This window comes from Maricaulis sp., assembly GCF_015665295.1.
GTDB lineage: Bacteria > Pseudomonadota > Alphaproteobacteria > Caulobacterales > Maricaulaceae > Maricaulis.
This window is the reverse complement of record NZ_JADFAJ010000007.1, coordinates 20377-38845: the sequence shown is the minus strand read 5'-3', so window position 1 is coordinate 38845 and position 18469 is coordinate 20377. Positions and strand designations below refer to the sequence as shown.

13 protein-coding genes are annotated in these 18469 nt (G+C 63.5%); 4 read left to right on the top strand and 9 right to left on the bottom strand.

The annotated features are described in order from the left end of the window. Positions 1 to 9 precede the first annotated feature (9 nt). A complete protein-coding gene (locus QZZ02_RS03455; RefSeq protein ID WP_291842402.1) occupies positions 10 to 1395 on the top strand; it encodes an L-serine ammonia-lyase in 1386 nt (461 codons plus the stop codon). Positions 1396 to 1405: 10 nt separating this feature from the next. On the opposite strand, the gene QZZ02_RS03450 is transcribed toward QZZ02_RS03455, so the two are convergent. The 6 genes from QZZ02_RS03450 to QZZ02_RS03425 all read right to left on the bottom strand — a co-directional run bounded on the left by QZZ02_RS03450 (position 1406) and on the right by QZZ02_RS03425 (position 9472). Then, on the bottom strand, positions 1406 to 2746 hold the full coding sequence (locus tag QZZ02_RS03450) for a hypothetical protein (protein WP_291842400.1): 1341 nt from the start codon (positions 2744 to 2746) through the stop codon (positions 1406 to 1408). Between the two features lie 72 nt (positions 2747 to 2818). Further along, on the bottom strand, positions 2819 to 3892 hold the full coding sequence (locus QZZ02_RS03445; protein WP_291842398.1) for an efflux RND transporter periplasmic adaptor subunit: 1074 nt from the start codon (positions 3890 to 3892) through the stop codon (positions 2819 to 2821). Between the two features lie 21 nt (positions 3893 to 3913). Beyond that, positions 3914 to 6997, bottom strand: a complete 3084-nt coding sequence (locus QZZ02_RS03440) for an efflux RND transporter permease subunit (RefSeq protein WP_291842396.1) — start codon at positions 6995 to 6997, stop codon at positions 3914 to 3916. Between the two features lie 136 nt (positions 6998 to 7133). Then, a complete protein-coding gene (locus QZZ02_RS03435) occupies positions 7134 to 7793 on the bottom strand; it encodes a CoA transferase subunit B (protein ID WP_291842394.1) in 660 nt (219 codons plus the stop codon). Beyond that, entirely contained in the window at positions 7793 to 8497 is a 705-nt protein-coding gene (locus tag QZZ02_RS03430; protein WP_291842392.1) for a CoA transferase subunit A, read from the bottom strand. Before QZZ02_RS03430 ends, QZZ02_RS03435 begins: the two co-directional genes overlap by 1 nt. Positions 8498 to 8557: 60 nt before the next feature. Then, positions 8558 to 9472 (bottom strand): YihY/virulence factor BrkB family protein, encoded by a 915-nt coding sequence (locus QZZ02_RS03425; protein ID WP_291842390.1) that lies wholly within the window; start codon positions 9470 to 9472, stop codon positions 8558 to 8560. Between the two features lie 80 nt (positions 9473 to 9552). Here QZZ02_RS03425 and QZZ02_RS03420 point away from each other — a divergent pair, with 80 nt between their 5' ends. After that, positions 9553 to 10545, top strand: coding sequence for a WYL domain-containing protein (locus QZZ02_RS03420; protein WP_291842386.1), 993 nt, complete (start codon positions 9553 to 9555; stop codon positions 10543 to 10545). 7 nt (positions 10546 to 10552) lie between these two features. Here QZZ02_RS03420 and QZZ02_RS03415 read toward each other — a convergent pair whose 3' ends face one another. Then, entirely contained in the window at positions 10553 to 10801 is a 249-nt protein-coding gene (locus QZZ02_RS03415; protein ID WP_291842384.1) for a hypothetical protein, read from the bottom strand. Between the two features lie 322 nt (positions 10802 to 11123). On the opposite strand from QZZ02_RS03415, the gene QZZ02_RS03410 reads away from it, so the two are divergent. Then, the gene (locus QZZ02_RS03410; RefSeq protein ID WP_291842382.1) at positions 11124 to 12284 is read left to right on the top strand and encodes a pentapeptide repeat-containing protein; all 1161 of its coding nucleotides are present in this window, start codon (positions 11124 to 11126) and stop codon (positions 12282 to 12284) included. A 16-nt stretch (positions 12285 to 12300) separates the two neighbouring features. Here QZZ02_RS03410 and QZZ02_RS03405 read toward each other — a convergent pair whose 3' ends face one another. Next, entirely contained in the window at positions 12301 to 13392 is a 1092-nt protein-coding gene (locus QZZ02_RS03405) for a CaiB/BaiF CoA-transferase family protein (RefSeq protein WP_291842379.1), read from the bottom strand. Between the two features lie 95 nt (positions 13393 to 13487). On the opposite strand from QZZ02_RS03405, the gene QZZ02_RS03400 reads away from it, so the two are divergent. Beyond that, a complete protein-coding gene (locus tag QZZ02_RS03400) occupies positions 13488 to 14804 on the top strand; it encodes a hypothetical protein (protein ID WP_291842375.1) in 1317 nt (438 codons plus the stop codon). A gap of 176 nt (positions 14805 to 14980) precedes the next feature. Here the strand turns inward: QZZ02_RS03400 and mfd are convergent, their stop codons facing one another. Then, on the bottom strand, positions 14981 to 18457 hold the full coding sequence (gene mfd, locus QZZ02_RS03395) for a transcription-repair coupling factor (protein ID WP_366511492.1): 3477 nt from the start codon (positions 18455 to 18457) through the stop codon (positions 14981 to 14983). Positions 18458 to 18469 lie beyond the last annotated feature (12 nt).

Here is an 18469-nt window from a genome sequence, read left to right as displayed (position 1 = left end):
GTACCTGCCATGCATTTCGGTGTTTTCGATCTGTTCAAGATCGGCGTCGGGCCCTCCAGCTCCCATACGGTTGGCCCGATGAAGGCCGCCAAGGTCTTTGTCGAGCGCGTGCTCGCGCAGGCTTCCGGGCAAGCGCTCGCACGCTTGCAGGCAGACCTCTATGGTTCCCTCGCCCTGACGGGCCTGGGCCATGGCACGGATACGGCCGTCCTCCTGGGGTTTGAAGGCCATGACCCGGCCCGGATCAATCCCGACACCATCCCGGATCGCCTGGCACGCATCCGCGCCAGCAAGACGCTCAGGCTTTCCACCGGACAGGAAATTGCCTTCGACGAACGCCGCGACCTCGATTTTCGCGGCGATATCCGCCTGCCCTTCCACGCCAATGGCATGAAGTTCCGGGCGTTCTGCGAAGACGGCAGCGTGCTGAAAGAAGAGATCTGGTATTCGATCGGCGGCGGTTTCGTCATCGATGAAAACGAGGCCGGACGCAATTCCGCAGCCGATGTGAAAGAAGGCGAGCCCTACCCCTTCAACTCCGCAGCCGAACTCCTGGAGATTGGCGAGCGCACCGGCCTGTCGATCCATCGCATCATGCTGGCCAATGAGCGCACCTTCCTTCCCGAGGACACGATCCGGGCGGGAGTGGAAGGCCTGTGGCGGGCGATGGAGGACTGCATCGACCGCGGTCTGCGCCATGACGGCATCCTGCCCGGCGGGTTGAACGTCAAGCGACGGGCGCCCAAGCTGTATCGTGATCTTGTCGCCGAGCCTGTCGATCCGAAGAAGGACCCGTTGGCGGCCATGGACTGGATCAATCTGTGGGCGATGGCGGTCAATGAAGAAAATGCCGCCGGCGGCCGGGTCGTCACGGCACCGACCAATGGCGCGGCCGGCATCATCCCGGCCGTGGCCCGCTATTTCGACAAGTATCATCGCGACCCCGACGACGAGGAGGCGTTGCAGCGCTTTTTCCTGACGGCTGCGGCCATCGGCTCGCTCTACAAGAAGAATGCTTCGATCTCCGGCGCCGAGGCCGGTTGCCAGGGCGAGGTCGGCGTCGCCTGTTCGATGGCAGCTGCTGCCCTTGCCGCAGCCATGGGTGCCAATAACGCCCAGATCGAGGACGCCGCCGAGATCGGCATGGAACACAATCTCGGCCTGACCTGTGACCCGGTCGGCGGTCTGGTCCAGATCCCGTGTATCGAGCGCAATGCGATCGGCGCCATCAAGGCGATCGACGCCGCCCGGCTGGCCCTGCGCGCAACCTCGTCGGACATGAAGGTCTCGCTCGACCAGGTTATCGAGACCATGCGCCAGACCGGTGTCGACATGCAGGAGAAGTACAAGGAAACCAGCCAGGGCGGACTGGCTGTGAACGTGGTTGCGTGCTGACCCGACGTGATCAGGGGATGCTGGGCAGGTCCGCCGTGTGAGCTTCAACAGCGGCGGTGTTGAACGCAAGTGATGCAAAACGCGGTCGAATTTCTTTTGCCGTGAATTCGATCATCTTGGTCTCGCCTGCATCCGGATCGAGAGCGATTTCAAGCATCCTGCGTCTGATCGGCCTGGTGAGCTTATGGACAAAAGACGAAACGCCCCTTGTTGACACAAGATTAGCCGCCAGCACGCCCAAGTCAGCACCCACGGCAGAGCCTAGCCGACCGAATCCGAACGTGATCATCGCGTACCGACGAGGCGCAAAATCCACCGCTCCGACCAAGCCTGAGAAATGCTCCGCAAGCAGACGGCGGTATTCCAGCACGGCCTCTTTCAGATCTTTGACCGCGCCTTCGCGACGGAACCCGTCCTGGCCGGAGTAGACGGCCGTGACCCGATACAAGAACTCGTGCTTGGCACGGCACAACTTGCTCTGATGATCGAGCAAGCGATCAAATATCGCGCCATTGTCGATCGGAAAGCCTTTGGGAATCGCGAGAACGGGGACATCGTCAAGACCTTGTTCGATCGCGTTGTCCAACTGAAGGATATGCTGAAAAGCGGGTCCGATTGATGTATCCGCAACGACAGGCGTTTCACGCTCGGCACTCATGCACATCGCAAAGTTATAGTGATAGCATTGATTGGCCATGTTCATGATATCGAGCAGATCGCTGTTCGTGATGACACCTTGGTCCCGCATTTCCTTCGCGACCTCTTCCACAGCAGTACGGGGGCCTTCCTCATAGCTTGCATGATCGAGATAGCGCGCGGCAAAATCCTCCAGAACCGACTTGGTGAGCTGTCCCAGCCCCACTGCTTCAGGTTGCTGTGACAGGGCGGCCTCAAACAACTTCCTGAAGCCGGCATGGATCTGGTATTTGGGCCAACCTTCGACCATGTTCCCGGCGAAAAGACCTTCCGACCAGTGTTCGAGATCTTGTTTGATGGATCGCCAGTCAGGCCGCGACACGAGTTCCTGGAATGTGCGTATCTGCTTGGCCGCCATCACTTCCGGATTTGACGCGAAGGCTTCAGGGTTTTGTGACCGCGCCAGCACTTTGACAAAACGGTTTTTGACCATAACCCTCAGGAGGCTGTCTTCATCAAGTACCTGAGGAAGGGCATGAGGGTGATTGACGAGGTAGCCGTCATTGATCAGGATTTCGCCGGAAAAGAAAACATTCCGGATGATCGATCGCTTGAAAAACGCGTCGTCGACCTCCTCGGTAATCCGGTACCGGTCAACGACATCGTCAAGCAGCCCCGAGTAAGATTGCGGGACATCGAAAATACCGGCACTCATGGCAAACCTCGTCCCCCGAGTGATGCGGAGAATGCAACCTATAAATGAAGTTGTCGAGATTCGCTCATCTTTCTACGCGTCCTCTCCCAATTCACTCACCACGCGGCCTTCCGACAGGGTCTCGGCACCGGAAACCACGACGCGGTCCCCGACTTCAACCTCGCCCGCGATGGCGATATAGCCATCTGTCCGCACGCCCGGCGCGACGGCGACCTGGTGGGCGACTGACTCAGCGTCAATCACGAAAATGAAATTGCCATTGGCCCGCAAGATCACCGCGTCATAGGGCGCGGCGAGTTGCGTCCGGGGCGTCTCGGTGGGCAAGGCCACGCGGGCGGCCGACCCGATGATCCAGTCCGACCCCTCCAGGTCGATGCGGACCTCGAACGTTCGCGAAACCGCGTTGCCGACCGGAATGATGGCGCGGATCGGCGCCCGGATGGCGCTGTCGTCCGACAGCGACAGCGTCACATTCATGCCGACGCGAAGAAAGGGCGCCACGGCGACGGGGACCTGCGCGACCGCCTCCTTGTGCTCGATATCCACGAGGCGCGCGATGTCCCGCCCCGGTGCCGACAATTCCCCCACCTGGATCAGGCGTTCTGCAACACGGCCGGCGAAAGGGGCACGGATCTGCGTCCGCTCCAGCGCCAGCTCGGCCCGGTCGAGCGCCGAGCGCGCCTCGCGGGCATCCTGCACGGCCAGGTCACGCGCCAACTCGACCTCGCGCAGGCGCGTCGCCGGCACTGTGCCGTTTTCTGCCAATTGTTGGTAACGCAAGGCCTCGGCATTCTGGTAGCTCGCATTGGCCGCCGCCCGCGCATGCCTGGCCCGGGCCGATTCCAGGTCAATGCGGGCCTGCCGATCATCCATCTGGGCGATCAGCCCGCCTTCCGCTATTTCATCGCCGGGCTCGGCGATGAAACTGATGCGGCCGGAGGCTTCGGCGGCGATCTGGGCATCATTGCGCGACATCACGCTGGCCGGGGTCGTGATGGTCCGGGCCATGTCGAGCGCGACGACATCGGCGGTCCGCACAACCGCCGGAGGCGGTGACTGCTGGGCCGGGGCTGACGGGACCGCAACGACGAGCCCGATGAAGACGGCAAGCGGTGAAAGCGCGCGATGGATGGCATGGGTCAGCATGGATGTGCCTCCGCTGATGGCCTATTCGGCCGGGACTGTCGGGGTTGAAAGTGCAATCGGCGACCGCTTGGCCTCACCCAGCCGCAGCAGGCAGGGAATGAGGACAAGGGTGAAGACCAGGCTGATACTCATGCCGCCGACAATGGCGGCAGCGAGGCCGCGATAGATCGCACTGCCGACGCCGGGCACCAGAAGCAGTGGCAGCATGCCCAGCAGGCTGGTCATGGTCGACATGAAGATCGGCCGCAGGCGCATTTGCAGGGCTTGCTCCACCGCCTCGCGGCAGCCCAACCCGTCGCGTTCGCCCTGCCGGGTCTGATCGACCAGGAGGATGGCATTATTGATCACCAGGCCGAGCAGAATGACGAAGCCCATCATGGTGAGCAGATCGAGTGGCTGCGTCACGAACAGATTGAGGATCTGCAGCATCGCGACCCCGCCAACCCCGGCCAGCGGGATCGAGACCAGTACAAGCACCGCATCTCGGAGTGAGCGAAACATGCCGGCAAGGATCAGGAAGAGGATCACCATCGCCATGCCCATATTCATCAGCATGGTATTGATGGCCCGGTCGAGACTGTCGGCGCTGCCGCCATAGATCACCGAGCCGTCCGGCGGGAGTTCCGCGCGAATGGCCGGCTCGACCTCGTCCTGGACCACGCTGAGAATCTCTTCCAGCGATACGCCGTCGGGCTGGTTGATATTGATGGTGACGGTCCGCCGACGATTGAGGCGCTGGATGCCACCGACACCCACTTCCTCGCGGATTTGCACGAGATCACCCAGCGGCACGACCGCACCGGTCGGCGTTGCGATGGGAAGCCCGGCGAGCTGGTCCGGCGTGTCCCAGCCTTCGGAACGCAGGATGATGTTCATCCGGCTCTCACCATCAAAATACTCGCCGATGAACTGGCCGTCCCCGAGCATGGAAATCATGCCGGCGACATTGCGTCGGGCCCAGCCGGCTTCCTGGATCCGGCGATCATCCGGCACCAGTGTCAGGCGTGGCTGGGTCGATTGCGGGGGCGGATTGGCATTGATGTTCACGCCGGGAAAACGCTCACGAAGCATTTGCAGGCCGACCTGGGTCGCCCGCGCGCGGGCGCTCTCGTCCGAGGACTGGATATTGACCTGGATATTGCCGCCTTGCGAGAAGCCGCCGAACAGGCTGCCCTGCTGGGCGAAACCGACGACGTCGGGAATCCCGGTAATGATTTCCTCGCGGACGATGCGTTCCAGCTCGCCGACGCGGGACTGGTCGAGAACGCGAATGCCGGCCGTTGCGCCGCCGCCGCCGGGGAAGGTGCCGAAATAGTAATTGCGCAGGGCCGGTTCCCGTTCGCCACTCATATAGGGTGCGAGGCGTTCAATGACGGTGGCGGCGACCTCTTCCTCGACCCAGTCGAGATTGGAACCGGGCGGAAACATGAAAAAGACATCGACTGCGTCACGGCGCACGGGCGGCAGGTAATCCATGTCCGGTCGCTGGAACCAGGTGAAGACCAGCGGCAGGATGATCAGGCTCGCCACCACGGCAATGCGCCGCCGCGGCCTGTCACTGATCATCAGCACGAAATCGCCGATCCGGTTGAGAATGGGTTGCTGCGTCACGATCGCCCGATCGCGCACCCAGTATTTCGCCGCGACCGGCAAGACGGTCACGGCAACAATCATCGAGATCGCAACCCCGACCGCAATCGTCACCGCCAGATCGGCGAATATCTGGCCTTCTGCGTTTCGCGTGAAAATGATGGGCAGGAAGATCGCGACCGTCGTCGTGGTAGACGCCAGGAGCGCGCCCCAGACCTGCCGAGCGCCCTTGTCGGAGGCCGTGTCGGCGTCTTCGCCCGCCTCCCGTCGCCGGATGATGTTCTCCAGCACGATGATCGCCGCATCCATGACCATGCCGGTGGCAAAGGCCAGGCCCGCCAGCGAGATCACATTGAGCGAGCGCCCCAGCAGGAAAAGCACGATCAGGGTCGAAAGCAGCGAAACCGGGATGGCCAGCGAGATGATCAATGTCGCCCGCGCCCGGCGCAGGAAGAGCCAGAGCCCGAAGATCGCCAGCACCACACCCAGCACGAGATTGGTCCGCAACAGGTCAATCGCCCGCATGATGAAGACTGACGCGTCAAAGGACGGTGCCATGACAAGCTGGCGCTCGGCGAGCAGGTTTTCGTTGATGTCAGCGACTTCTGCCTTCACGGCATCGAGGGCCGCGAGGACGTTCGCACCTGGCTGGCGGCGCACTTCCAGCCCCATGGCGGGATTGCCGTTCTGGTAGGTGAAATTATTGCGCTCGCCATAATTGACCGCAACCGTGGCCACATCCCCCAACCGGACCGGCATGCCGTCGCGCCAGACGATCACCAGCTCGTCCAGCTCTTCCGGTTCGAACTCACCCTCGAACCGCATCTGGTAGGAGCGGCGTCCGATTTCAGCATTGCCGCCGGAAACGTCGGAATTATTGACGATCGCTGCGGAAATCTGCGGCAGGGTCACGCCCAGCGCAGCAGCGCGGTAAGGGTCGATTGTGACCTGCAATTCCTCCGGTCGCTGCCCCCACCCGATCTGCACACTGGCGACACCGGGAATACCCTCGAGGCGCGGGATAATCGTATCCTCCACGAAGGCGGAGTAATCATGGATCTCGTTCGGGTTTCCGGGCAGCGCCTGCATGAAGAACCAGATCAGGCTCTGCTGCGCATCGCCGCCGAAACCGCCAATATTCGGACCGATCGCATCGCGCGGCAGGGGCGGCAATTGCGACAGGCGATTCGATATGTCGATCGCCGTCTGGGTCATGTCGGTTTCGAGCGCAAAGGTGAGATTGATGAAGGCCGAGCCCTCGCCCACAAAGACCCGCATCTCCTCGAGACCGGGCAGACCGGTGAGCAATTGCTCCTGCGGCTCGATGATCTCGCTTTCCATTTCCAGTGGCGAGGCCGAGCGCCAGAAGGTCGCGATATTGACCTGGGGGCGTTCCGTGTCGGGGAAGAGCTGGATGGGCAGCCGGGTGAAGGCGACAATCCCGATCAGGACGATCAGAGCGATCCCGACAAAAACCGCAGCCGGATTGTTCAGTGACAAGCGTGTCAGTGGCATGTGAGTCTCCCCTCGCATGCCTGTCCTAACCGAGCCGACCCGGCTGGCAGTGTGAAATCCGGATTAAACAATGCTAAGGCGGCTCACATTTCAGTGAACCGCCTCCTCATTTCAATAACTTGTCGCCTGAATACAGTCAGGCAGGCTCGTGCTGGAGCAGGCCGTCGGAGACCGTGTATTTTGCCTCTGTCTGGGCGGCCACGAGGTCCAGCGAGACACCGGGCGCAAGCTCGATCAGCTTGAGACCGTCCTCGACCACATCAAACACGCCGAGCGTGGTGATGATGCGATCAACACAGGCCTTGCCGGTCAGCGGCAGGGTGCATTCCTTCAGGAGCTTCGGCTCGCCGGCCTTGTTGGCATGATCCATGATCACCACGACGCGCTTGACACCGGCGACCAGATCCATCGCGCCGCCCATGCCTTTGACCAGCTTGCCCGGGATCATCCAGTTGGCAATGTCACCCGTCTCGGAAATCTCCATCGCGCCAAGGATGGACAGGTCGATATGACCGCCCCGGATCATGGCGAAACTGTCGGCCGAGGAGAAATAGGAGGTGCGGCGCAGCTCGGTGATCGTCTGCTTGCCGGCATTGATCAGATCGGGATCAACCTCGTCATCATAGGGAAAGGGCCCCATGCCCAGCATGCCGTTTTCCGACTGCAGGGTGACGTCGATATCGTCAGCGATATGATTGGCCACCAGCGTCGGAATGCCGATGCCGAGATTGACATAGAAACCGTCTTCCAGTTCCCGGGCGGCGCGGGCCGCCATTTCATCACGTGTCCAGGCCATTATGCGACCTCCCTTTCGCGCACCGTGCGCTGCTCGATGCGTTTCTCGAATTCACCCACAAACAGGCGCTGCACAAAAATGCCCGGCGTGTGGATCTCGTCCGGATCGAGCGAACCAAGCTCGACGATTTCCTCGACCTCGGCCACGGTGACCTTGCCGGCCGTTGCCATCATCGGGTTGAAATTGCGGGCGGTCTTGCGGAAGACCAGATTGCCCTGCGGGTCGGCCTTCCAGGCCTTGACGATGGAAACATCCGCCTTGAGGCCGGTCTCCATGATATAGGTCTCGCCGTCGAACTCGCGGTGCTCCTTGCCCTCGGCGATCAGCGTGCCGACACCGGTCTTGGTGAAAAAGCCCGGTATGCCGGCACCGCCGGCGCGGATCCGCTCGGCCAGCGTGCCCTGCGGATTGAATTCCAGCTCCAGCTCGCCGGACAGGAATTGGCGCTCGAACTCCTTGTTTTCACCCACATAGGAGGAGACCATCTTCTTGATCTGCTTGGCATCGAGCAGGACACCGAGACCGAAACCGTCGACACCGCAATTGTTGGAGATGACAGTGAGGTCCTTCACGCCCGCCTTGTGCAGGGCGGCGATGGAATTCTCCGGAATGCCGCACAGGCCGAACCCGCCGGCCATGATCGTCATCCCGTCGAAGACCAGGCCGTCAAGCGCGGCCTGGGCGTCGGAAAATACCTTTTTCATGCGAACCCCGTTTCGAAGTTGATATTCGGTTCATGTTTATATCGCGGGCGCGGCAAATAGCTAGCCCGCGCCTGAAATCGACTGGCCCTCGCCGCGAGCCGCCTTGACCCGGTTGTCGATCTCGATAGCCAGGGCACCACCGAAGAAGACGGCATAGGCGGACCAATAAATCCACAGAAGGAAGACGACAAGTGCGCCGAGTGAGCCGTAAACGCTGAAATCGATCACTTCACCGACATAGGTGGAAAATCCTTTCGACAGTCCCAGCCACAGCGCCGTCGCAACAATTGCGGCAGCGGTCGATGCGCGCCAGCTCACCGCCGCCTGGCGTTTGCGCATGGTAACCCGGTAGAGCAGTTCGAGCGCGATGAACATGAAGGCGGCCGCGGCCGACCACTCATTGACGATCGACCCCATATCCAGTGCCTCCAGCCCCAGCATGCGGAAAAGGCGGGCGAGGAGAACCGGGATCAAGAGCACGGCGAGATTGGCAGCGGTCAGCAAGGCACCGCCGACCAGGACGCTCATCATCGCCAGAATGTTGAATTGCAGGATATTGCGGATATCCCGGTCCTCGGCGAGATGGTTGAGGCCGGCAATGATCGCCTTGGCGCCGCGCGAGGCGGCAAACAGGGCGATCATCAGGGCGATGAAACCGTTCAGCGACAGGGCCGCAATCGGCGCATCGGCCAGGCGACCCATCTGGCCCAGCACAAAGTCCTGCGCGCCCGGCGGCATCACTTCGGCGATCCGCGCGATCTGCTGTTCGGCATCGCTGGCGGAAAACACCAGTCCATAGACCGACATCGCCAGCGCAATCGCCGGAAACAGGGCCAGCATGCCGAAGAAGGAGGCGCCACCGGCAAACAGCATGACATCACGGGCCATCGAGCGGCTGATCGCGGCAATCATGACGCTTGTGAAACGGATCAGAAACGACCGTTTCGGCGGGTTCGGGTTGAGTGCGTCGTCCATGTCCTGTCGAATGCAATTCGCGCGCCGCCGAGTCTAGCAGATCGGGCCGGCGGGACGGGACAGAAAATCAGGGATGCGACATGTCATTTTCCAAAGCCGTCGACCTGCTGCGCCTGGCCCGCCTGGCGAGCAATTACAGCGGCATTTCACTCAATGAGATCGAAACCGAATTCGGCTGCGTCCGCCGGACGGCCCAGCGCATGACACAGGCGCTCGAACAGGTCTTTCCCGACACCGAGGATCATGTCGACAGCGAGGGCATCAAGCGCTGGCGGGTGCCGCGGCGTCGGGTCGGTGAATTTTTCGCCCCGCAGGCCGATGAGGTCGCCGCGCTGGAGCTGGCCATCTCGACACTTGACCGTGAGGGTCTGACCCGCGAGGCCGGGCAATTGCGCAGCCTGCGGTCGACCCTTGATATCCTGATGCCGGATCGTGGCCGCGCGCGGATCGAGGCTGACGAGGAAGCCCTGCTCGAAGCCATGGGCCACGCTGCTCGTCCCGGTCCGCAACCGGCCTCGGATCCCCAGGTCGACGCGGCCATCGCCGATGCGCTCAAGGGGCCGTTCGTATTGAAAATCCGCTATCGCGGGCGCCGCGACGAGACGGCGCGCGAGCGCTGGATCGAGCCCTATGGCCTGCTGCTCGGCGCCCGGCGCTATCTGGTCGGCCGCGATCGCGACCGGACCGACGGGCATATGCGGCATTTCCGGGTCGAGGACATCGAGGCCGCCGAGGCGACCGAGGACTGGTTTGCCCGCGAGGCAGGATTTGATTTCGACGCCTATGCCAATCGGGCTTTCGGTGTTTTCCAGGACGAGCGCGAGTTCGCGGAAGTCGTCTGGAAATTCACCCCGATGGCTGCGCCGCACGCCGCTCGCTACCGCTTCCATCCCGGCCAGACCAGCGAGACCACAGACGACGGCTCGCTCATCATCCGTTTCAACGCCTGTGGCTGGCTGGAAATGTGCTGGCACCTTTATGCCTGGGGCGACCAGGTCGACGTGCTTGCACCGCCGGAACTTGCGGCCATGGTCAAGGATCACCGCCGCAGCGATTTTCCGGGCCTTCCCTGATCCGCCGCTAACGGATCGCGATGCGGACGCTTTCCGCCGACTGCCAGCACGGCATGGAGTGTCCGTCCGCCGTGCTCATCGCCAGCTGGTAGCCCTTGTTGAGGTAGCGGCACACCGAGCGCAGGTCTTCAACATGCAGACAGTCGATCTCGTCACCGGGGCGCTGCATGCGATAGAAACCGTCACGGAAGCGGTGCGGGACCACATTGCGCAGGCCACTGACACCGTCAACATATGCATTGATTGCGATTGCCATTTGATCTCTCCATCGCGTGTTCGTTGAGGATCACAATGGCAGAGGCGATGGACAAAACCTGTCACCCCATGGGCGGGCCGCATTTACCGGGCTGCCGGAATGAAGAAACGCCGATCGTTGGGGGCGATCGGCGTTTCGGGGGCTATCTTTACGATACCGAGCCCAGCGAACGAGCGAGGGACTAAAAAGGTGTCCGCTGATCTCGAGGATGAAGATGGCGCAGCGCCCCTGAACCCGACATGAACGCTTTCCTGAACGTCCCGCCATCGTCTATTCTGCCGACACAGCTCCCCGAATCCCGACCGTCAGACCGGACCCGCGCTTGCCCCAGACCGCCGCCTCTTCCATCGACCAGATCACGCTCGACCGGATCTGCGAGGCCCATGCTCGGCTGCTCGACGGGCAGCCCGGTGGCCAGCTTGCACGCCTGAACGGCCAGTCCCTGGCCGGGCTGTCGATGGTGGCGCGAAACCTGCGCGATGCGGACCTGAGAGACTGCATCATGAGCGGATGTGACCTGGAAGGCGCTGACCTGCGCGGCGCCCGCCTCGCCGGAGCCCGGTTGAATGACGGGCGGCTGGTCCGGTGCCGGCTCGAGGGTGCCGATCTGCGCGGCTGCGATTTCAGCGGCGCCGATCTCAGCGCCAGCCATTGCGAAGGCGCTGATTTTCGCGAACTGGCGCGTTCCGGATCCGAGCACTCGGCGGCAAGCAGCCAGCCGACCTGTCTTGATGGCGCGAGCCTGTCCGGGTCCGTCCTCGACAATGCGCGTCTCGCAGGGGTGAGCGCGCGGGGCGCGAAATTCGATGAAACCAGCCTTGCCGGCACGCGCTTCAATCGCGCTGACCTGGAAGGGGCGAACTTTGCCGGCGCTCTGATGACGGCGACAGGTTTCGGCAGCGCCAATCTGAGCGATGCAGACCTGCGCGGGACCATGGCCGCCGATGCCGATCTGAGCATGGCGACGACCAAGGGCATGCGCACCGGTCCCCTTCCCGATCCGCCCGATTTGCCGGACTTGCCGGCCGACACTGACCATAGAACCCCACAACAGCGCATTGATGACCACATCAAGCGGGTCCGCACCAGCGGCAAGGACGGCAGTCCGGCAAGGCTGGACGGCCTCGACCTTCGCACTGTGGAACCGCTCGCGGCAGCCCCGCTGACCGCGCTGCAAGCGGTCCGAGCCAATTTTTCGGGGCTCGACATGCGCGGCGCCGAGCTTCAGGGCGCCCGCCTCGTGGGCGCTGATCTGCGGCGCTGTGATCTGCGCGAGGCGGACCTGCGCGGCGCCGACCTGTCCGGCGCCGATCTCTCCCATGCGGACCTGCGCGGCGCGTGCCTCGACCCGCTCACACTCGGTGGCGGACGCGAGCTAGCGGCCAACCTGTCAAAGGCGCGCCTGCGCTTTGCCGACCTGCGCGCCTGCGACCTGTCCAGGGCGAAGACAGACGGTATCGATACAAGCCACGCCCGCAGCTAGCAGGCCGGCGCGTGGTTCACGCGTCGAGCCAGTCGGCCAGGACCGCCTCGCGATCCGCTCCCGGTTTCGGTGCGGCTCCCTGGATCGCACCGGGCGTGCGCGAGAACCGCGGCGCGGGAGCCGCCTGCCTCACCCCGTCCAGCTCGACATAGACGCCGCGCTCGACCATGTGCGGATGGCGGGCCGATTCTTCATAATCGAGGACCGGCGCGAAACAGGCATCCGTGCCTTCCAGCAAGTCACACCAATGCGCCCGTGACTGACTGCGGAACAGGGCCGCCAGGGCCGCCTTGGCCTCCGGCCAGCCCTTGCCGCTCCAGTCGGCCGGCCAGGCCTCACCATCGAAGCCGGTCTTTTCGCACAACAGGGCATAGAATTCCGGCTCCAGAGGGCCGACCGAGACAAAGCCGCCATCAGCGCATTCATAGACCGTGTAGAAATGCGCGGCGCCGTCGAGCAGATTGGTGCCGCGCCTGGGCGACCAGAGGCCAAAGGCTGCCAGCTGGTGTTGCGAGGCCATCAATGAGGTCGCGCCATCGACAATGGCGGCGTCGACGACCTGGCCCTCACCCGTCGCACGGGCATGATGCAGGGCCGCCAGCACACCAAAGCCGAGATACATGGCGCCCCCGCCGAAATCGCCGACAAGATTGAGCGGAATGGCCGGCTTCTCTGCATCCCCGATCGCGCCGAGGGCGCCGGTCAGGGCGATATAGTTGAGGTCATGACCGGCAGCATGGGCCAGTGGGCCGAATTGCCCCCATCCCGTCATGCGGCCATAGACCAGCGCCGGATTGCGGTTCAATGCGATGTCCGGTCCCAGGCCCAGACGCTCCATGACACCGGGGCGATAGCCTTCCAGCACTATGTCGGCCGAAGCGATGAGTTGTCGGGCCGTCTCGAGCTCGGCCTCGTCCTTGAGATTGAGTGCGATCGAGCGCCGTCCGCGCGCCATCACATCATGGGCACCGCCGCCATGCGCGCCCGGCCGGTCGATCCGGACCACGTCCGCGCCCATATCCGACAGCATCATGGCGCAAAAAGGCGCCGGACCCAGGCCGACAAACTCCAGCACTTTAACGCCTTTTAGAGGACCTTGGGCTTTCATGGGACTTCACCTCTCGAATCGATTGTTTTGAAAGCGTGGCACTTGTGACAAACTCGCGAAATACCGGAGGACCGGGGGCAATGGCTGGGGGACGAATGGGACGCGAACTCGACGTCCTTGTATTCGGATTGTCCGATCGTGTGGAAGCCTTGGCTGAAAAGCTCGGGCGCCTCGCGCTGAATTGCCGTCTCGTCCGCGCGGACAGCCCGCCTGCCCGCCGCCACCATTACTGGGCGGTCGCCGTCATACTCGCCGAAAGTGATCGCGATGTCGAAGACGGCATCAGGGCTTTTGATCGGTTTGCACCGGGCGAAAGACCGCTTCTCGTCGTCGGACCCGACAGCTTTGGCCCCACCGACCAGGTCGATGCCTGGGTCCGCGAGCCTGCTCCGGCCGTCCAGGTCGCCGCCCGCATCCGCGCCCTCTTCCGCCTGCACACCATGGAAATCATGGCGCGGCGGCGCACCGAGGTCAGCATGCTTTACGGTCAGAAACCGGGTCTTGTGGAACGGCACGACCAGCCGCCTTGCGTTCTTTATGTCGGTGATGCCTCGCCGCGCTTCATGGCGCTGCAGCACACGCTCGCCGCGGTGAATGCCGACGTGATTGCCGCCTTCTCGTCCTATTCCGCCTTTGACTATCTGCACGAGCGTGCCTTCGACGCCGTGGTGCTGAATGCCTCGGGCAAGCGCGATATCGCCTTCACGATCTCGTCCGCCATGCGCCGCAATGCGCGGCTCTACCACACGCCCGTGCTGTTGCTGACCGATGAGGTCGACCCCGGGGCGGCTGAAGAAGCCTTTGCGCGCGGCGTCTCCGACCTCCTGCCGCCGCGCACCGAGGACGGGGAATTGCGCGAACGCGTGCTGACGCTGACCGCGGAACGTCGTCGCCGGCGCGAGGCAAAGGCGATCCTTGAATCCTGCCGCGACACCCGCTCGCTGGATATCGAAACCGGGCTCTTTCATTCCGCCTATCTGGTTTCGCACATCCAGGACCTGCTCAACGCGGCCGGCCGTGACGAGCTCAATTTCTCGCTGATTGCCTTGCAGACCTTGCTGCCGGAAGGACATGAGCGGCCCGATGAGGTATCCGCGGAAAAGGCCCGGCGCCAATTCGCGGCCATGCTGCGTCATCTGCTGCGCACCGAAGATGCGGCGGCACGGTTCGAGGAAGATGTTTTCCTCGCCGTCCTGCCCTTCACCGACCCGGTCGGGATTGACTGCGTGGCGGCCCGTGTCGCGGCGATTGCCGAATGCACCGCATTCGAAAGCGATGATCCGCTGCGACCCTTCCGGCTCAGCGTGCGCGCCGCACCGATTCAGACCCGCCCCGGGGAAACCGCCGAAGCGTTGGTGGAACGCGCTTTGCGCAGTCTGGTCCGGCCCAGACCGATTATCGCCAGCGCCTGATCAGCCCGGCGTCCGGCGCGCATGCAGACGCCCCTGCCAGCGGCACCCGGTCCGGCCAGCCGCGCCAGGCTGATCGCAATGGTGCGGCAGCGGCGAGCCATGGCGGATGCCAAGGTCGGACAATTGCCGGCAACACGCCCATCCCCTGTTGAAGGGTGTGGCCCTGCCTGCCCGGATCAACTCGCCGCCCTTGCCTTTATCGCCAGGTCAGCCAGCGGCGCCATGGCGCGCTCGATGGCCCGCAGACGGTCTTCCGGCTCGTCCCATTCGGCGCGCAGCACCAGCTTGTGGTCGGGACGGACCTTGAACAGCGCCGGATTGGCCGAGATGTGGGCGATGAGCCCAGCTGGATCGGCAAAACGGTCATTGCGGAAATGGATGACCGCGCCCTTGGGCCCGGCATCGACCTTCTCGATACCGGCCTTCTTGCACAATGCCTTGACGGCCACGACGCGAAGCAGTGTCTCGACCTCACCGGGAAGCGGGCCGAAGCGGTCGATCAGCTCCGCGGCATAGCCTTCACGCTCGGCCTTTTCGTCGAGCGAGGACAGGCGGCGATAAAGCTGCAGGCGAACATCGAGATCCGCGACATAATAATCGGGAATGAGGACGGCGGCGCCGGCATTGATTTGCGGCGACCAGTCGCCCTCCTCGCTCTCATCGCCGCCGGAGCGCAGCGAGGCGACCGCCTCTTCCAGCATGGACTGGTAGAGTTCGACCCCGACATCCCTGATATGGCCTGACTGTTCCTCGCCGAGAAGATTGCCACCGCCGCGCAGATCGAGATCATGCGAGGCCAGGGTGAAACCGGCGCCGAGCGAGTCGAGCGATTGCATGACCTTGAGCCGCTTTTCAGCGCTGTCGGTGATCTTCTGGCGCATCGGGGTTGTCAGATAGGCATAGGCGCGCGTCTTGGAGCGCCCGACCCGCCCGCGCAGCTGGTAGAGCTGCGACAGGCCGAACCGGTCGGCCCGGTGGACGATCAGCGTGTTGGCGGTGGGAATGTCGATCCCGGATTCCACGATCGTGGTCGAAAGCAGGACGTCATACCGGCCCTCATAGAAGGCGGTCATGATGTCCTCGAGCTGCGAGGCCGCCATCTGGCCGTGTGCCGACACGAAACTCACCTCGGGCACACTCTCGCGCAGGAAGGTCACGGTCTCGTCCAGATCGGTGATCCGCGGCACCACGAAAAAGGCCTGTCCGCCGCGGTATTTCTCGCGCAGCAGGGCTTCGCGCACGCTGACCGGATCAAAGGGCGCGACATAGGTGCGCACGGCCAGGCGGTCGACCGGCGGCGTGGCGATGATGGAGAGGTCACGAATACCCGTGAGAGCGAGCTGCAGCGTGCGCGGGATCGGCGTCGCAGTCAGCGTCAGGACGTGCACGTCGGAGCGCAATTCCTTCAGCCTTTCCTTGTGCTTGACTCCGAAATGCTGCTCCTCGTCGACGACCAGAAGGCCGAGATCGGAGAATTTCACGGTCTTCGCCAGCAGCGCATGCGTACCGATGACAATCTCGACCTTGCCGGCCGCGAGCTCGTCGCGCGTGGCCTTGGCTTCCTTGGCCGAGACCAGGCGCGACAACAGGCGCACCTTGACCGGCCAGCCGCGGAAACGGTCGCTGAACGTCTTGAAGTGCTGCCGGGCCAGCAGGGTCGTCGGTGCGACGATGGCCACCTGCTGACCACTCATGGCCACCACGAAGGCGGCCCGCAGCGCGACCTCGGTCTTGCCAAAGCCGACATCGCCGCAAATCAGCCGGTCCATGGGGCGTCCCTTGCCCAGATCGGTCAGGACATCGTCGATCGCGTTGAGCTGATCATCTGTTTCGGGATAGGGGAAGGCCGCACAGAATTCGTCGAATACGCCCGATGCCGGCTCGATTGGCTCGGCCGTGCGCGCCAGCCGCTGAGCCGCGATCTTGATGAGCTGGTCAGCCATGTCGCGAAGCCGCTTCTTGGCTTTTGCCTTGCGGGCCTGCCACGCCACACCGCCCAGCTTGTCAAGCTGCGCTGTCTCCGACTCGGCGCCATAGCGCGACAGGAGCTCGATATTCTCGACCGGCAGATAGAGCTTGGCCTGGCCGGCATATTCCAGCTCGATACAATCGTGCGGCGCATCCTGCACCGGCAGGGTTTTCAGGCCGATAAACCGTCCGAGACCATGGTCCACATGGATGACGAGGTCGCCGGGTGACAGGGCGCCGGCCTCGACGATGATATCGGCTGACTTGCGCTTCTTGCGTGGTCGCGCCAGCCGGTCACCGAGAATGTCCTGCTCGGAAATTACGGCCAGGGTCTCGGTCTCGAAGCCGCGTTCCAGTGGCAGCACGGCGCGGCACACACCGCCCTTGCCGCCAGAGGCCACGTCGGACCAGCTTTCCAGAAGCGGGATCCGCGCCAGGCCGTGATCCTGCAGGACGCTGGCCAGTCGCTCCGAGGCACCGCCGGTCCAGGAGGCCAGCATGACGGTCTTGCCGGCGCCGGTCAGGGCTTTGATGTGCGAGGCCACAGCGTCGAACACATTGGTGTTCTCGGCGGCGCGCTCGGCGGTAAAGCCCCGCCCCTGCTTGCCGGCAATATCGATGGTCTGCGCGCCGGGATCGCGAAAAGCCGTATAGCGGCGCACGGGTCGATCACCCAGCGCCCTGTCCCAGTCCTGAGGGGCAAAATAGAGCGCCTTGGCCGGCAGGGCCCGATAGGTCGGTGCCGACAGGGCCGATTCATGCTTGCTCTCACCGGCCGCAATGCGCGCGTCGTAATAATCGGCAACCTGGCTCAGACGTTCGTCGAGCGCTTCATCGGCGAGATGGTCAATCGCGATTAGCGTGTTGTCGGGCAGATAGTCGAACGGCGTGTCGAGATGCTCGTAGAACAGCGGCATCCAGTGTTCGACACCGGCCGGACGAGCGCCGGCGCTGACCGCTTCATAGACCGGATCACCGCCGCGCACGGCGCCGAACGTCTTCACGAAACCAGACCGGAAGCGCGAAATGCTCGCCTCATCCAGCAGGACCTCACTGACCGGGGTGAAGTCCACGGCCTTGAGCTGGCGCAGGGAGCGTTGGGTTTCCGGATCAAAGGCGCGGATCGATTCCAGCGTGTCGCCGAAAAAGTCGAGCCGGACCGGTTCCGCGGCGCCCGGCGGATAGACATCCACAACCCCGCCCCGCACGGCGAAGTCGCCGGGCTCCATCACTGTTGTCGCGCGGGCATAGCCATTGACCGTGAAATGGCGGATCAGTGCGTCGAGCTCGACACTTCCGCCCGGGCGAATGGCGATCCCGGCCCCCTCGAGGACAGCACGCGGTGGTACGCGCTGGGCCATCGCATTGACCGTGGTGACGACCAGCACCGTATCCGGCAAGCCGGCAGACGCCAGCCGCGCCAGGGTTGCCGCACGACGCGCCGCGATCCGCGGGCTGGGCGAAATCCGGTCATAGGGCTGGCAGTCCCAGGCCGGCAGTCTCAGCAATTCAGTATCCGGCGCGAAAAATTGCAGCGCGGATACAAAGGCGGCGGCGCGGGAATCATCGCGCGCCACAAACACGTTCACGCCGCCGCGCAGACGCGCCGTATCGGCGAAGACGAGCGCATCCAGGCCTTCCGGCGCTCCGCATACGGTCGCCTGGCCCCGCACGGCCGCGATCATCTCAATTTCCGA

Excerpts from the sequence above, each read along its gene's own strand:
- QZZ02_RS03455 (WP_291842402.1), top strand. The coding sequence starts at position 10 with ATGCATTTCGGTGTTTTCGATCTGTTCAAGATCGGCGTCGGGCCCTCC.
- QZZ02_RS03450 (WP_291842400.1), bottom strand. The coding sequence starts at position 2,746 with ATGAGTGCCGGTATTTTCGATGTCCCGCAATCTTACTCGGGGCTGCTT.
- QZZ02_RS03445 (WP_291842398.1), bottom strand. The coding sequence starts at position 3,892 with ATGCTGACCCATGCCATCCATCGCGCGCTTTCACCGCTTGCCGTCTTC.
- QZZ02_RS03440 (WP_291842396.1), bottom strand. The coding sequence starts at position 6,997 with ATGCCACTGACACGCTTGTCACTGAACAATCCGGCTGCGGTTTTTGTC.
- QZZ02_RS03435 (WP_291842394.1), bottom strand. The coding sequence starts at position 7,793 with ATGGCCTGGACACGTGATGAAATGGCGGCCCGCGCCGCCCGGGAACTG.
- QZZ02_RS03430 (WP_291842392.1), bottom strand. The coding sequence starts at position 8,497 with ATGAAAAAGGTATTTTCCGACGCCCAGGCCGCGCTTGACGGCCTGGTC.
- QZZ02_RS03425 (WP_291842390.1), bottom strand. The coding sequence starts at position 9,472 with ATGGACGACGCACTCAACCCGAACCCGCCGAAACGGTCGTTTCTGATC.
- QZZ02_RS03420 (WP_291842386.1), top strand. The coding sequence starts at position 9,553 with ATGTCATTTTCCAAAGCCGTCGACCTGCTGCGCCTGGCCCGCCTGGCG.
- QZZ02_RS03415 (WP_291842384.1), bottom strand. The coding sequence starts at position 10,801 with ATGGCAATCGCAATCAATGCATATGTTGACGGTGTCAGTGGCCTGCGC.
- QZZ02_RS03405 (WP_291842379.1), bottom strand. The coding sequence starts at position 13,392 with ATGAAAGCCCAAGGTCCTCTAAAAGGCGTTAAAGTGCTGGAGTTTGTC.
- QZZ02_RS03400 (WP_291842375.1), top strand. The coding sequence starts at position 13,488 with ATGGGACGCGAACTCGACGTCCTTGTATTCGGATTGTCCGATCGTGTG.
- mfd (WP_366511492.1), bottom strand. The coding sequence starts at position 18,457 with ATGATCGCGGCCGTGCGGGGCCAGGCGACCGTATGCGGAGCGCCGGAA.